Source organism: Streptomyces albidicamelliae, from assembly GCF_025642175.1.
Taxonomy (GTDB): Bacteria; Actinomycetota; Actinomycetes; order Streptomycetales; family Streptomycetaceae; genus Streptomyces; species Streptomyces albidocamelliae.
The window spans coordinates 1529506-1544171 of the sequence record NZ_CP106795.1 but is presented as its reverse complement, the minus strand read 5'-3'; the positions used below and the strand labels follow the sequence as shown (position 1 = coordinate 1544171).

Sequence of the window (14666 nt, the reverse complement as noted above, 5' to 3'; positions counted from 1 at the left end):
GGGCGTCAGCCGGTCGCCAGCAGGAGCGTGCCCACCAGCGCGAGCCCCGCGCCCGCCGCCTGCACCGCGCGCAGCCGCTCGCTGAGGAAGCCGCGCGCCGCCAGCGCGGTCACCACCGGGTACAGCGAGGCGAGGACGGCCGCCACGGTGACCGGACCGTGCTGGGCGGCGACCGCGTACGTGCCGTTCGCCGCGACGTCGGCGAGCCCCACGAAGGCCAGCGCCGGCATCGACGCCCAGGGGAAGCCGTCCTCCGGTACGGCGGCGCCGCCCCGCCGGACCGACGCGGCGAGCGCGACCCCGCCGACCGCGACGTTCGTCACCCGCTGCACGAACAGGGCCAGGAACAGTCCGGTGACACTCGTGGACGCCTCCGTGATCAGCGCGAACACCGTGCCGAAGCCGAGCGCAGCGACCAAAGTCAGCAGCACCGTCCGGCGCTGCACGGCCGCGCCCCGCAGCTGCGGACCGCCGGCCAGGACGACACCCGTGACGGCCACCGCGATGCCGGCGGCCTGGAGCAGCCCGGGGCGCTCGCCGAGGAACAGGCCGACACCGACCGGGACGGCCACGCTGAGGGTGGCGATGGGCGAGACCACGCCCATCGGGCCGAGCGCGAGGGCCTGGTAGAAGGAGAGCAGGGCCACCGGCCCGATCAGACCCGCCGCGAACGCGAACCACAGCCGGGGACCGGCCTCGCTCCAGCCGCCGGTGGCGACGACGACCGCGCCCAGCACGGCCGCCGCGACGGCCTGCGACACGACCACGACCGTGAGCGCGGGCGTACGGCGGGTCAGCAGCCCGCCGCCGAAGTCGGCCAGCCCCCACAGCAGGCTCGTGGTCAGGGCGAAGAAGGCGGTCACGATGCCTCGCAGTACAGTTTGTTGAACGAGCGGGTGCGTCCCACGGTAGTTCACTCTGGTGAACTGCGTCATTCAAAATATTTGCCCATCTCGGATATTGGACGGATCGTGTCGGACCTCGAACTCCTGACCCAGTCCCTGGCGCGCAATGTGAAGCACTGGCGAACGGTGCGGGGCTTCACGCTGGACGTGCTCGCCGCCCGGGCCGGCGTCAGCCGCGGGATGCTCATCCAGATCGAGCAGGCCCGCACCAACCCGAGCATCGGCACGGTCGTCAAGATCGGTGACGCGCTCGGCGTCAGCGTCACCACGCTTCTCGACTACGAGCGGGGTCCCAAGGTCCGTGTCGTCCCGGCCGACCGGGCCGTACGCCTGTGGCACACCGAGGCCGGCAGCTACAACCGCCTCCTCGCGGGCACGGAGGCCCCCGGTCCGCTGGAGATGTGGGACTGGCGGCTGATGCCGGGGGAGAACAGCCCCTCCGAGCCGCATCCGGTCGGCACGGTCGAACTGGTCCACGTCACCACGGGTGTGCTGACCCTCACCGTGGACGGCGAGGACCACCTGGTCCCGGCCGGCGCGAGCGCCTCGTTCGAGGCCCACCTGCCGCACACCTACGGCAACCGGGGCGAGGCCCCGATGGAGATGGTGATGGCCGTCTCCGTGCCGCCCGTGCCCTGAGACACCCGTACGGCGCACGGGCGGGACTTGTTAGCGTGCGGCCATGCGCGCACCCATCGGAGACTTCGACACCGCCACCCCGGCCCCGGACTGCCTGGACGAACTGACCGCGCCGGTCGCCGACGCCGTACGCGGCTGGCAGGGCGCCGTCCCCGCCGACCGGATCCTCTACGTCGACACCGACCCGCGCTGGGCCGACACCGCCGTCTTCGTCGAGCACTACGGCCGCGACCTGCTGGAGCGGTCGGCGAACTGCGTCGTGGTCGCGGGCAAGCGGGGCGGCGAGACCACCCTCGCGGCGTGCCTGGTCCTCTCCACCACCCGGGTCGACGTCAACGGTGTCGTCCGCCGCCAACTCGGCGCCCGCAAGGCCTCCTTCGCCTCCATGGAGACGGCGACCGGCGAGACCGGCATGGAGTACGGCGGCATCACCCCGCTCGGCCTGCCCACGGGCTGGCCCGTGCTGGTCGACTCGGCCGTCGTCGACCTGCCCTACGTCCTGGTGGGCAGCGGCCGCCGCCGCGGCAAGCTCCTGATCCCCGGCAAGGCCCTCGCCGAACTCCCGGGCGCGCTGGTCCTGGAGGGCCTCGGCACCACCTGAGTCACCGGGGCGGGGCTTCGCGGGGGACGCCGGTCCGCCGCGGGTGCGTCCGTCAGGCCGGCAGGTGATGGGCGAGGGCCAGGTGCGGGTCGGTCTCGCCGGGCGCCGGCGCCGGGTCGGCGTGGACCAGCGCGGCGGTCAGGCGCGGTACGGCGTGCAGCAGCGCGTGTTCCGTCGCCACGGCGATCGCGTGCGCCTGCCGTACCGTCGCCTCGCCGTCCACCACGACCGCGAGTTCGGCCCGCAGCCGGTGCCCGATCCAGCGCAGCCGCAGCTCGCCCACCTCCCGCACGCCCGGTACCTCCCGCACCGCCCGCTCGGCCCGGTCCACCAGCGCCGGATCGACCGCGTCCAGCACGCGCCGGAACACCTCCCGCGCCGCGTCCCGCAGCACCAGCGCGATCGCCGCCGTGATCGCCAGCCCCACCAGCGGGTCGGCCGCCCGCCACCCCAGGGCGGAGCCCGCCGCGCCCAGCAGTACGGCCAGCGAGGTGAAGCCGTCGGTACGGGCGTGCAAGCCGTCGGCGACGAGTGCGGCCGAGCCGATCTCCCGCCCCACCCGGATCCGGTACCGGGCCACCCACTCGTTCCCCGCGAAGCCGACCAGCGCGGCGACCGCGACCACCGGCAGATGCGTCACCGGCCGCGGGTCGAGCAGCCGCCCGACGGCCGCCCAGCCGGCGAAGACCGCCGAGGCGGCGATGACCAGCACGACGACGAGTCCCGCGAGGTCCTCGGCCCGCCCGTACCCGTAGGTGAACCGCCGGTTCGCCGCCCGCCGCCCCAGGACGAAGGCGATGCCGAGGGGAACGGCGGTCAGCGCGTCGGCCGCGTTGTGCACCGTGTCCCCGAGCAGCGCCACCGATCCGGACACGGCCACGACGCCGGCCTGCGCCAGCGCGGTCGCCCCGAGCACCGCCAGCGACACCCACAGCGCACGCATCCCGCGTGCCGAGGACTCCAGCGCCGGGTCCACCTTGTCGGCCGTGTCGTGGGAGTGCGGGGAGAGCAGGTGGGCGAGACGGCGGCGCGGGCCGGTGGAGGAGCCGTGCGGGTGCGGGTGCGGGTGCGCCCCGTGCTGATGAGGGTGCCGTTCACTCACGTCGAGCCCCTTCGCGGTGTGCGGAAGTGGACGCGCGGCGCCCACGGAGCCATTATGTGCGTATGAGCGCACGCATGCACCTATCACCTGCACACCATGCGCATCCGCGCAGCCCGGGCGAGGAGCGGTTCGCGCTCGCCGCCGAACTCCTCTCCCTGCTGGGCGACCGCACCCGCCTCGCGCTGCTGCACGCCCTGGCGGAGGGCGAGGCCGACGTCGGCACGCTCACCGAGGCGTGCGGAGCCGCCCGCCCGGCCGTCAGTCAGCACCTGGCCCGGCTGCGGCTCGCCGGCCTGGTGGACACGCGCAAGGAGGGCCGCCGGGTGATCTACTCACTCCGCCACGGCCATCTGCGCCGGCTGGTCGAGGAGGCGCTGCGGACGGCGGACCACCGGCTCGCCGAGCGCGGTGGTGAGGCGGGGACGGCCGGCGGTGAGGGACCGGTCACCGAAGCGGGGCGCTGAGCCGTTCCAGCAGGCCCAGCCTCTTCCGGGGCCACCGTCGCGGGAGCGGCCCCGTGTCTCAGCGGCCGTACGAGCGCGGTGGCCTCCGCCGTCCGAGCCGGCCGCCACCGCGTTCGTACGGGCCGCCGGATCAGAACGCGGTGGCCGTCCCGAGGTAGCGCTCGGCGAAGGCCGCCGCCGCGGCCGGCGAGGTGAACAGCCGGCGCAGCCGGGCCAGCGCGGTCCCGGTGCGGTAGGGGTCGCCGGAGGAGGCGCCGTGGTAGATCCCGGAGAGCCACTCGGAGAACTCGTGGTAGTCCCACACGCGCCGCAGACAGGTCTCCGAGTAGCCGTCCAGGCCCGCGGAGTCGCCCTCGGTCAGCTGGGCCACGAGGCCGTCGCCGAGCAGGAACGCGTCGTGCAGCGCGAGGTTCATGCCCTTCGCGGCGATCGGCGCGACGAGATGGGCGGCGTCGCCGGCCAGCAGGAGACGGCCGAACACCATCGGTTCGACGACGTAGTTGTGCATGTCCAGCACGCGTTTCTCCAGCAGCCGCCCCTCCGCGAGCGGCGGGCGGTCCGCCGCGTGCAGGCGCCGCTGGAGTTCGTCCCAGACACGGGCGTGCGACCAGTCGTCCGGGTCGTCGCCGGGCGGGCACTGGAGGTAGTAGCGGGTCACCTCGGCGCTGCGGGGCATGTGCCCGGCGAACCCGTCGGCGTGTATGCCGAACAGCACGCGGTCGGCGGACGGCGGCGCCTCGGCCAGCAGCGCCAGCCAGCCGATGCCGTAGTCGTACCGGGACGTCCGCGCCCGCGCGGGCAGCGCGGCCCGGCTCGCCCCGCGGGCGCCGTCGCAGCCGGCGACGAAGTCGCAGGTCACCAGCCGGCGTTCGCCGCTGTCCGGGTCGGTGTACGACACGGAGGGCCGGTCGGACTCCAGGTCGTGCAGGCGTACGTCGCGCACGCCGAAGCGGATCTCACCGCCGCGTACGTCGGCGTACTCCCGCACGAGGTCGGTCACGAGCAGCGGCTGCGGGTAGACCCAGTGGTGGCGTCCCGTCAGTTCGTGGTACGGGAAGCGGTGGCCCCGGCCGTCGAAGCGGAACTCGAACTCGGTCTGCCGTTCCGCGCGCCCCAGCAGGCCGCCGGCCAGCCCGCGCCGTTCGAGACCGCGTACGGCCCATTCCTCGATGACGCCGGCGCGGGGCCGCTGCTCGATGAACGCACGGGTCTCGGTCTCCAGGACCAGACAGTCGACGCCGGCGGCCCGCAGGATGTTGCCGACGGTCAGACCGGCCGGCCCGGCGCCCAGGACGACGACCGGAAAGCGGGCGGCGCAAGGGGAGTCGGTGTGGGGGGAGGGAGACATCACGCCAGCATAATGACGGTGTCCCGCCGGACGAGCCGACGGGACACCGTGGGTGACGCGGGAGCGGGTCAGTGCGCGGGCATGTCCGTGACCACGACTTCCTCGATGCTGCGCTCGATCGCCTCCGGCTTCGAGGCGGTGGCCTTGGCCCAGTAGTAGATGACCACGGAGAAGGCCGCCACGACCAGGATGTCCCAGTACATCGGGATGGTGCCACGGCCGCCGAAGCCGCCCAGCCAGGAGATCAGGCCCAGGCCGAACAGGTAACCGGGCAGCCACTGCGCCGCCTTGAAGTCCATCCGGGGCGCGTCCGGCCGGCGCTTCGCGGTGGCGTACCAGGCGTACGAACCGAGCAGCACGTAGCCGAGCAGGATCGCGAAGCCCAGCCGCCACAGGGTGTCCCAGCCGGCCCAGTAGATGATCAGGTTGGCGACCACGAACGACGCCGGCGAGATGAACTTGCCGAAGGGCAGCCGGTAGGGGCGATCGTGGTGCGGCAGCCGGTCGGAGAAGACGCCGTACGCCAGCGGGGCGCCCGCGTACATCAGCACACTCGCCGAGGTGATGAAGCCGACCAGCTCCTGCCAGCTCGGGAAGGGCAGGAAGCAGACCACACCGGTGACGAACGACATGAGCAGGCCGAACCACGGCACGCCGCGCTTGTCGGTCTTGGCGAACGCCTTCGGCGCGTAGCCGTTCTTGGCCAGGCCGAAGGAGACGCGGGAGGTGGCGGTGGTGTAGATCAGGCCGGTGCCACCGGGGGAGATGATCGCGTCGACGTAGAGCACCCAGCCCAGCCAGCCGAGGCCCACCAGGGTCGCCAGGCCCGCCCACGGGCCGCTGATGCCGGCGAAGTCGAGCTTGGCCCAGCCGTGCGCGAACGAGGCGTGCGGCAGCGCGGCGATGAACACGATCTGCAGCAGGATGTAGATCACGGCGCCGATCGCCACCGAGCCGAGGGTCGCCCGCGGCAGGTCACGCTTCGGGTTGCGGCTCTCGCCCGCCAGCTGGATCGCCTGCTCGAAGCCGAGCAGCGCGAAGATGATGCCGCTGGAGCTGATGGCGCCCAGGACGCCCTTCATGCCGAACGGCGCGAAGCCCTCCGAGGTGAAGTTGCTGCCGTGGAAGTTGCCCACCGCGATGATGAAGATCGCCGCGAGCGGGACGGCGATCTTCCACCAGGTGGCCGCGCTGTTGGTGTGCGCGAGGGCGCGGACACCGAAGAAGTTGACACCGACGAAGATCGCCATCAGCACGACGGCCGAGAGGAAACCGCTGGTCGTCAGTGTGCCGTCGGCGTGCTGCAGACCCTGGGCCCACTGCCAGTGACCGGCGTAGCCGATCATCGCCTCGACCTCGATCGGCGCCACGGTGGCCGCCTGCAGCCAGGCGAACCAGCCGAAGGACATGCCGGCCAGGCCGCCGAACGCGTAGTGCGGGTAGCGGGCCGTGCCGCCGGCGACCGGGAACATACCGCCGAGTTCGGCGTGCACCAGCGCCAGCAGCACGATGGCCACCGTGCCGATCACCCACGAGATGATCGCCGCGGGGCCGGCCACGACGACCGCCTTCTCGGCGCCGTACAGCCAGCCGGATCCGATGATGGAGCCCACGGAGGCCCACATCAGACCGATCAGTCCGACGTCCCGGCGCAGACCGCCGGACTCCGTCGTGGCCTGTGGCAAGGCGTCGACTTTCGCCATGTCAAGTGGCCTCTCAGTTCATGAACGCAGAATTAACGAACGACGCCACAGGCTAGGAAGGCATTCCGCGCCACGGAAAGACTGTTTAGGAAAACTTGACCCAGGATCTTGCCTGTCTTGGGAACGGTCACGCTGACGGTCTTCGCACAGGTCAGACATCAACTCGGAATGTCAATATTCAGCGGTGAATTGTGAGAAGAAGGTGAGACAGCTCACCGCAACAGGGGAATTTCGATCGCCGGGCAGCGGTCCATGACCATCTCCAGACCCGCCTCCCGGGTCCGCGCCCGGGCGGCCTCGTCGACCACGCCCAGCTGGAACCACACCGCCCGCGCGCCCTTCGCCACGGCCTCGTCGGCCACCGCGCCCGCCAGCTCGCTGTGCACGAAGACGTCCACCACGTCGACGTCGAAGGGGATGTCCGCGAGGGTGGCGTACCCCTGCTCGCCGTGCACCGTCTCGGCCTTCGGGTGCACCGGCACGATCCGCTTCCCGTACCGCTGGAGCACCTGCGCCACCCCGTACGCGGCGCGGCTCCGGTTCGTGGACAGGCCGACCACGGCCCAGGTGTCGCCCAGCTCGGTCAGGATCCTGCGGATCGTCGCTTCGTCGCCGTACACCGGCTGCCTCCAGAGGATGTCGGGTGGTCGGAACGCCGGCCGGACCGGTTCTCCCCGTCCGGCCGCGTCCCGGCTGCTTCGTCCGGGCAACAGCACCCTCCGGGCGCTGATTCCCGCCCCCGTACCCCGGCACGGCGACCGGAATCGGGGCAAGGTGCCTGCGCGGCGCCGCCCGCCCGCCTACGCTCGGCCCGTGCTGCGCATCCTCGACGCCCGTACCGGTGAGCCCGTCCCCGCCGCGCCCGCCCGGCGCGGCCTGACCCGTATCGAGGCCCACGCCTCCGGCCTGGACCCCACGGACCTGCGGGTGCTGCTCACCGCCGACCTCCTCGTCCGGGCCCTGGAACTGGGCGGCACCCCCGTCTGGACCATCCTCACCGCGCCCCTCCGGCTGGCCGAGCTCCGTACGGCCGCCACGGCCCTGGCGATCCGCCCGTTCGAGGACGGCCGCGACCTGGCGTCCGGGCTGGGGGACGCGCAGGCGATCCATGTCGTGGCCGGGGACGGCGGACCCGTACCGGGCCCGGGGCCGGTCGCGAGCGTGGCGCCGGTGGTGTGGACCGGGGAACCGGGGCCGCCCGCCGCCGACGGGACACGGTCCGGCGCCACGCCCGCGGACTCCGGCGTGGGCCGGGACGCCGTCCCCGGTGTGCCGCCGGGCGCTTCCCCGACGCCCCCGCGCCTCCCGCTGCCCGACCTCCTCGCCGACCCCGCCGCCCTGCGCCTGGCCCTGCTCTCGGTGCCGCGCGGCGAACCGGTGCACCTGGACCGCGCCGGGCTCGACCGCGCCGCACAACGGCTCACCCACTGGCGGCGGGCCGTGGCCGCGTGGGCGCGCAGGCCCTCGCGGCCGGTGCCCGAGGAAGTGCGGGTGCGGCTGCGGGCCGCCTGGGAGGACGATCTCGACCTGCCCGCGGTCCTGGAGGTCCTGCGGGACGTGGAGGGCGCACCCGGCGTGCCCGACGGCGCCCGCTTCGAGACGTACGTCTACGCCGACCGGCTGCTCGCCCTCGACCTGCCCCGCGACCTGGGGACCCTCGCGTGATCGAGCGGGCGGGCGCCGGCCCGATGCGCCGTCTGATGGTGCTGCGGCACGCCAAGTCCGCCTGGCCCGAAGGGGTCGAGGACCACCGCAGGCCCCTCGCGCCGCGCGGACTGCGGGACGCCCCGGCGGCCGGCCGCGCCCTCGCGGAGGCCGGCGGCCTGCCCGACCTCGCCCTCTGCTCCACCGCCGTACGCGCCCGCCGCACCTGGGAGCTGGCCGCCGCCGAATGGGGCACCCCGCCCCCGGTCCGCTACGACCGCCGGCTGTACGCGGCCGACGCGGCGGATCTGCTCGACGTCGTGCGCGAGGTCCCGCGGGAGGTGGAGGCGCTGCTGCTGGTCGGACACAACCCCGGCCTGGAGGAACTGGTGGCGGAACTGGCCGGCGACGGACTCGACGACTCGCTGGAGCGGCTGCGGGCCAAGTTCCCGACGTCCGCGCTCGCGGTCCTGACCTGGCGCGGCACCGGCTGGCCGGCCCTCGGCCCGGGCACCGCCCTGCTCACCTCCTTCATGGTGCCGCGCGGGAAGAAGTAGCCGGGGGAGCGGAGGGGCGAGAAGGCCGACCCGGCTCTGGGCGGGGGCGCCCGCACCGCGATCATGGCCCGCGGCCGCCTCGCCTAGGCTGACGGGATGCAGGACGAGTACCGCACAGTGGCCCGCGCGGGCGTGCACGAGACCGAGGTCAACCGCTCCCGCTTCCTGTGCGCCGTCGCCCCGGCCGCCACCGAGCAGGAGGCGCAGGAGTTCATCGCCTCCGTCCGCAAGGAGCACGCCGACGCCTCCCACAACTGCTGGGCGTACGTCATCGGCGCGAACGCCCAGGTGCAGAAGGCCAGCGACGACGGCGAACCCGGCGGCACCGCGGGCGTTCCCATGCTCCAGATGCTCCTGCGCCGGGACATGCGCTACGTCGTCGCGGTCGTCACCCGCTACTACGGCGGCGTCAAGCTCGGCGCCGGCGGACTCATCCGCGCCTACGGCGGATCCGTCGGCGAGGCCCTGGACACGCTCGGCACGATCACCCGGCGCCGCTTCCGGCTGGCCACCGTGACCGTCGACCACCAGCGCGCGGGCAAGGTCCAGAACGACCTGCGCGCCACCGGACGCGAGGTGCGGGACGTCCGCTACGGCGAGGCGGTCACCATCGAGATCGGCCTGCCGGACGCCGACGTGGACGCCTTCCGGGCCTGGCTCGCCGACACGACGGCGGGCACGGCGGTCCTCGAGCTGGGCGGGGAGGCGTACGGCGACGCGTGAGCCGGGGCGCCCGGGGCTCCGGAGCACGCCCGCGCCGAGTGCATCCGCTCACACGGGACGCAGGGGGTGAAAGGCGTGAACCATCCGCGCCGATGGGTGGGAAAGCCGCTTCTTTCGCTTTTGTCCGTTCGAGGTGGCGGCCCGCACGCCCTTCGGCCGAGACCCCCAACGGCCCTTCACGGGCGGCCCGTCGAGCGCGTGCCACCGCCACCGCGGGGCGGCGGGGACGTCAGGTACGGAAGGAGCCGGGCGAAGAGGGGAAGACGGGAGTTACCGCCCGTGATGTCGGACCCGGCCGTTAGTCTCGGGGATCATGAGACTCCTGCACACCTCCGACTGGCATCTCGGCCGGGCCTTCCACCGGGTGAACATGCTCGGGGCCCAGGCCGAGTTCATCGGTCACCTCGTCGCCACCGTGCGCGAGCGCGAGGTGGACGCGGTGGTCGTCGCCGGGGACGTGTACGACCGCGCGGTGCCCCCGCTCGCCGCGGTCGAGCTGTTCGACCGGGCCCTGCACCGCCTCGCCGCCATCGGCGTGCCCACGGTGATGATCTCCGGCAACCACGACTCGGCCCGCCGCCTCGGCGTCGGCGCGGGACTCATCGACCGCGCGGGCATCCACCTGCGCACCGAACCCTCCGCCGTCGGCACCCCGGTCGTGCTGTCCGACGCCCACGGCGACGTCGCCTTCTACGGCCTGCCGTACCTCGAACCCGCCCTGGTGAAGGACGAGTTCGCAGTCGACCGGGCCGGTCACGAGGCCGTGCTCGGCGCCGCGATGGACCGCGTCCGCGCCGACCTCGCCACGCGCGCGCCGGGCACCCGCTCCGTCGTCCTCGCCCACGCGTTCGTCACCGGCGGCCAGGGAAGCGACAGCGAACGGGACATCACCGTCGGCGGAGTGGCCGCCGTACCCGCCGGGGTCTTCGACGGCGTCGACTACGCGGCACTCGGGCATCTGCACGGCTGCCAGACGATCACCGAGCGCGTGCGCTACTCGGGCTCCCCGCTCGCCTACTCCTTCTCCGAGACCGACCACCGCAAGAGCATGTGGCTGGTCGACCTCGCCGCCGACGGCTCCGTCACCGCCGAGCGCCTCGACTGCCCGGTCCCACGCCCGCTCGCCCGGATCCGCGGCACCCTGGAGGACCTCCTCGCCGACCCGGGACTGACGCACCGCGAGGACGCGTGGATCGAGGCCACCCTCACCGACGCGGTCCGCCCGGCCGACCCCATGGCCCGGCTCACCGAGCGCTTCCCGCACACCCTCAGCCTCGTCTTCGACCCCGAGCGGGCCCCGGACGACCCGCAGGTGTCGTACGCCAGGCGGCTCGCGGGCCGCAGCGACCAGCAGATCGCCCAGGACTTCGTCGCCCACGTCCGCGGCGCCGGCCCCGACGAGCGGGAGACGGCCGTGCTGCGGGACGCCTTCGACACGGTCCGCGCCGACCACGCCGTACGGGAGGTGGCCCGGTGAGGCTGCACCGGCTCGACATCACCGCCTTCGGGCCCTTCGGCGGCTCGCAGCGCGTCGACTTCGACGCCCTGTCCGCCGCCGGGCTCTTCCTGCTGCACGGCCCGACCGGCGCGGGCAAGACATCCGTGCTCGACGCCGTCTGCTACGCCCTCTACGGTTCCGTGCCCGGCGCCCGTCAGAGCGGCCAGGGCATGAACCTGCGCAGCGACCACGCCGAGCCGGGCATCCGGACCGAGATCCGCCTCGAACTGACCGTCGCCGGACGCCGGCTGGAGATCACCCGGCAGCCGCCGTGGGAGCGGCCCAAGCTGCGCGGCAAGGGCACCACCGTCGACAAGGCGCAGACCTGGCTGCGCGAGTACGACTCCACCGCCCGCGCCTGGCAGGACCGCAGCCGCTCCCACCAGGAGATCGGCGAGGAGATCACCCAGCTGCTCGGTATGAGCCGCGAGCAGTTCTGCCAGGTCGTCCTGCTGCCCCAGGGCGACTTCGCCCGCTTCCTGCGCGCCGACGCCGAGGCCCGCGGCAGGCTGCTCGGCCGCCTCTTCGACACCCAGCGGTTCGCCGACGTCGAGAAGCGCCTCGCCGAACGCCGGCGCGCCACCGAGGCACGCGTGCGGGACGGCGACGCGACACTGCTCGCCGACGCCCACCGCATGCAGCAGGCGGCCGGGGACGCGATGGAGCTGCCCGAGCTGGCCCCGGCGAGCCCGGCCTGGCCGAAGCCGTCCTCCAGGCGGCCGCCGTCGCCCGCGCGACCGCCCGCGAACGCCTCACCGTGGCCCACTGCCGCCTCGGCGCCGCCGAGTCCGCCCACACCGAAGCCCGCCGCGCCCTCGGTGACGCACGCGAACTCGCCCGGCTACAGGACCGGTTGGCCGAGGCGCGCCGGCGCGCCGAGGACCTTCAGGAGCGGGCCGGCGCGCACCGCGAGGACCAGCAGCGCATGGAGCGCTCCCGCAAGGCGGAGTCGGTCGCACCCGCGCTGGAGCTGCGGGACGTCACCGAGGAGGAGCACCGCCGGGCCGACCGGGCCGAGGCGCACGCGCGCGGCCTGCTGCCCGACTCCTACGCCGACGCCGACGCCGGCACACTCGCCGGTGCCGCCCGCCGTGCCGCCGAGGAACTGGGCGGTCTGGACGCCGCCCGGCGCGCCGAGCAGCGGCTCGCCGCCCTGATCGAGGAGCGGGCCGGGCTCGATCGGCAGGAGCGCGCCGACGACGACGTGCTGCGCGAGGCCGAGTCCTGGCTCGCGGACTGGGACACCACACGCGCGGCCCTGCAGACGCGCATCGACTCCGCCCAGGAGGCCGCCACCCGCGCCGAACAGCTCGCCGTACGGCAGGAGCCCATGGCGGCCCGGCTCGCCGCCGCCCGCACCCGGGACGAGCTGGCCGCCGACCTGGAAGCGGCCGGGCAGCGCGCCCGCGCCTCCGAGCAGAGCGCCCTCGACGCCCGCGCCCACTGGCTGGACCTCAAGGAACAGCGCCTGAACGGCATCGCCGCCGAACTCGCCGCCCACCTCACCGACGGCGAGCCCTGCGCGGTGTGCGGCGCCACCGCGCACCCCGCCCCGGCACGCAAGGTCGCCGGACACGTCGACCGGGAGGCCGAGGAGCGGGCCCACGCGGACTCCCGGCGGGCGGACCGGCAGCACGCCGAGGACGAACGCCGCCTCGGCGTCGTCCGCGAGGCCCTGGCCGCCGCCACCGCCGAGGCCGGCGACACACCCACCGCCCGGCTCGAAGCGCAGACGGCGGAGCTGGAGCGGGAGCACGCCCGCGCCCGCCGTGACGCCTCCGCGCTGCACGCCGCGCACGAGGAGCTGCGGCGCGCCGAACAGGAGCGCGAGCGGCGCCTCGCCGACCGCCAGCAGGCGGCCGTCCGCACCGCCTCCCGCCTCACCCGGCGCGAGACCCTGGAGAGGGAACAGGCGCTTCTGGAGGAGGAGTTGGCGCAGGCGCGCGGCACCGCGGACAGCGTGGCCGCCCGTGCCGCCCAGCTGGAACGGCAGGCGGCGCTGCTCACCGGTGCCGCCGACGCCGCGCGCGCCGCCGAGGACACCGCCCAGCGGCTGAAGGACGCCGACGCCCGTCTCGCCGACGCCGCCTACCGGGCCGGTTTCGACACCCCGCGGGCAGCCGCCGCCGCGCTCCTGGACGACGCCGCGCACCGGGAACTCCAGCACCGCCTGGACGCCTGGCACAGGGACGAGGCAGCCGTGCGCGCCGTACTGGCCGAGGCCGACACCGCGGACGCCGCCCGGCTCCCGGCCGCCGACGTGCCGGCGGCGGAGCGGACCGCGGCCACGGCGGAACGCCGCCTGCGCGAGGCGGCCTCCGCGCGCGACGCCGCCGACCGCTGCTGCACCGAGCTGGACCGTCTGTCCGCCGGGGCCACCGAGGCCGTACGACGCCTCGGGCCGCTGCGCGACGAGTACGACCGGGTCGCCCGGCTCGCCGCCCTCACCGCCGGCACCTCCGCCGACAACGAACGCCGGATGCGCCTGGAGTCGTACGTACTGGCCGCCCGGCTGGAGCAGGTCGCCGCCGCCGCGACCGTCCGCCTCCAGCGCATGTCCTCGGGCCGCTACACCCTCGTCCACTCCGACGACCGCACCGGACGCGGCCGCAGCGGGCTCGGGCTGCACGTGGTCGACGCCTGGACCGGGCGGGAGCGGGACACCGCCACCCTGTCCGGCGGCGAGACCTTCTTCGCCTCCCTCGCGCTCGCCCTCGGCCTGGCCGACGTCGTCACCGACGAGGCGGGCGGTGTCCGCCTGGACACCCTCTTCATCGACGAGGGCTTCGGCAGCCTCGACGACCAGACCCTCGACGAGGTCCTGGACGTCCTCGACTCCCTGCGCGAACGCGACCGCAGCGTCGGCATCGTCAGCCACGTCGCCGACCTCCGCCGCCGTATCCACGGCCAACTGGAGGTCGTCAAGGGCAGAACGGGATCGGTGCTGCGGCAGCGGGAGGCGGGCTAGCGGCCCAGGGGGCGGCGGGGCAGCGGGGAGGAGTAGACGACGCTCGTCGTCACCGAGCCCAGGGCGCCGATCTTCCCCGAGATCTCCTCCAGGTGGGACATGGACCGCGCGGTGACCTTGATGACGAAGCAGTCGTCGCCGGTGACGTGGTGGGCCTCCAGGATCTCGGGGGTCGCCGCGACCAGGTCGTGGAACGGCCTGTAGTTGCCGTTCGGGTACCTGAGCCGCACGAAGGCCAGTATCGGCAGGCCGAGCCGCTCGGGGTCGACGACCGCCGCGTACCCCTGGATGACGCCCGCCTCCTCCAGCCGCCGGACCCGTTCGGTGACGGCACTCGGCGACATGGAGACCGCCCGGGCCAGCTCGGCGTAGCTGGCCCGTCCCTCGCGTTGGAGGACTTCGAGGATGCGCCAGTCGGTGGCGTCCGGGGAATACACGGTCATCCCGGATGAATAGCAGGGGAATCCCCGGCCCGGCAAGGGCAGGACCGTGGATCGTCCCTTCAGGGTGGGGG

At 74.2% G+C, this 14666-nt stretch carries 13 protein-coding genes and 1 pseudogene; 8 read left to right on the top strand and 6 right to left on the bottom strand.

Translation table 11 applies throughout. The annotated features are described in order from the left end of the window. Positions 1-5: 5 nt before the first annotated feature. Entirely contained in the window at positions 6-863 is an 858-nt protein-coding gene (locus N8I86_RS07215) for a DMT family transporter (protein WP_073895129.1), read from the bottom strand. Between the two features lie 108 nt (positions 864-971). Here N8I86_RS07215 and N8I86_RS07210 point away from each other — a divergent pair, with 108 nt between their 5' ends. Together N8I86_RS07210 and N8I86_RS07205 are read left to right on the top strand one after the other, a co-directional pair. After that, a complete protein-coding gene (locus N8I86_RS07210) occupies positions 972-1544 on the top strand; it encodes a helix-turn-helix domain-containing protein (RefSeq protein ID WP_073895127.1) in 573 nt (190 codons plus the stop codon). Between the two features lie 43 nt (positions 1545-1587). Beyond that, on the top strand, positions 1588-2145 hold the full coding sequence (locus tag N8I86_RS07205) for a YbaK/EbsC family protein (RefSeq protein ID WP_263277421.1): 558 nt from the start codon (positions 1588-1590) through the stop codon (positions 2143-2145). A gap of 52 nt (positions 2146-2197) precedes the next feature. Here N8I86_RS07205 and N8I86_RS07200 read toward each other — a convergent pair whose 3' ends face one another. Next, positions 2198-3247, bottom strand: coding sequence for a cation diffusion facilitator family transporter (locus N8I86_RS07200; protein ID WP_263277420.1), 1050 nt, complete (start codon positions 3245-3247; stop codon positions 2198-2200). 62 nt (positions 3248-3309) lie between these two features. Between N8I86_RS07200 and N8I86_RS07195 the strand changes: the two genes are divergently transcribed. Continuing rightward, positions 3310-3711 carry an ArsR/SmtB family transcription factor gene (locus N8I86_RS07195; protein ID WP_263277419.1) on the top strand — a complete coding sequence of 134 codons (402 nt, stop codon included), beginning with the start codon at positions 3310-3312 and terminating at the stop codon, positions 3709-3711. A 130-nt stretch (positions 3712-3841) separates the two neighbouring features. Here the strand turns inward: N8I86_RS07195 and N8I86_RS07190 are convergent, their stop codons facing one another. The 3 genes from N8I86_RS07190 to N8I86_RS07180 form a co-directional block, all read right to left on the bottom strand. Next, the gene (locus tag N8I86_RS07190; RefSeq protein WP_263277418.1) at positions 3842-5059 is read right to left on the bottom strand and encodes a 4-hydroxybenzoate 3-monooxygenase; all 1218 of its coding nucleotides are present in this window, start codon (positions 5057-5059) and stop codon (positions 3842-3844) included. Between the two features lie 68 nt (positions 5060-5127). Next, the gene (locus N8I86_RS07185) at positions 5128-6762 is read right to left on the bottom strand and encodes an APC family permease (protein ID WP_073895119.1); all 1635 of its coding nucleotides are present in this window, start codon (positions 6760-6762) and stop codon (positions 5128-5130) included. 212 nt (positions 6763-6974) lie between these two features. After that, positions 6975-7382: a CoA-binding protein gene (locus N8I86_RS07180; protein ID WP_073895117.1), complete on the bottom strand. Its 408-nt coding sequence runs from the start codon at positions 7380-7382 to the stop codon at positions 6975-6977. A 193-nt stretch (positions 7383-7575) separates the two neighbouring features. On the opposite strand from N8I86_RS07180, the gene N8I86_RS07175 reads away from it, so the two are divergent. From N8I86_RS07175 to N8I86_RS07155, 5 genes and pseudogenes are all read left to right on the top strand, one after another. After that, complete coding sequence (locus N8I86_RS07175; protein WP_263277417.1) at positions 7576-8427, top strand: hypothetical protein; 852 nt, start codon at positions 7576-7578, stop codon at positions 8425-8427. Next, positions 8424-8963 (top strand): SixA phosphatase family protein, encoded by a 540-nt coding sequence (locus tag N8I86_RS07170; protein ID WP_263277416.1) that lies wholly within the window; start codon positions 8424-8426, stop codon positions 8961-8963. Before N8I86_RS07175 ends, N8I86_RS07170 begins: the two co-directional genes overlap by 4 nt. Positions 8964-9059: 96 nt before the next feature. Further along, positions 9060-9686, top strand: a complete 627-nt coding sequence (locus tag N8I86_RS07165) for a YigZ family protein (protein WP_263277415.1) — start codon at positions 9060-9062, stop codon at positions 9684-9686. A 313-nt stretch (positions 9687-9999) separates the two neighbouring features. After that, on the top strand, positions 10000-11163 hold the full coding sequence (locus N8I86_RS07160; RefSeq protein ID WP_073895113.1) for an exonuclease SbcCD subunit D: 1164 nt from the start codon (positions 10000-10002) through the stop codon (positions 11161-11163). After that, positions 11160-14152 (top strand): annotated as a pseudogene (locus N8I86_RS07155) (AAA family ATPase). Before N8I86_RS07160 ends, N8I86_RS07155 begins: the two are co-directional and overlap by 4 nt. On the opposite strand, the gene N8I86_RS07150 reads toward N8I86_RS07155, so the two are convergent. Next, entirely contained in the window at positions 14149-14595 is a 447-nt protein-coding gene (locus tag N8I86_RS07150) for an Lrp/AsnC family transcriptional regulator (RefSeq protein WP_073895110.1), read from the bottom strand. The pseudogene N8I86_RS07155 and the gene N8I86_RS07150 sit on opposite strands and share 4 nt — an antisense overlap. Between the last annotated feature and the right edge of the window lie 71 nt (positions 14596-14666).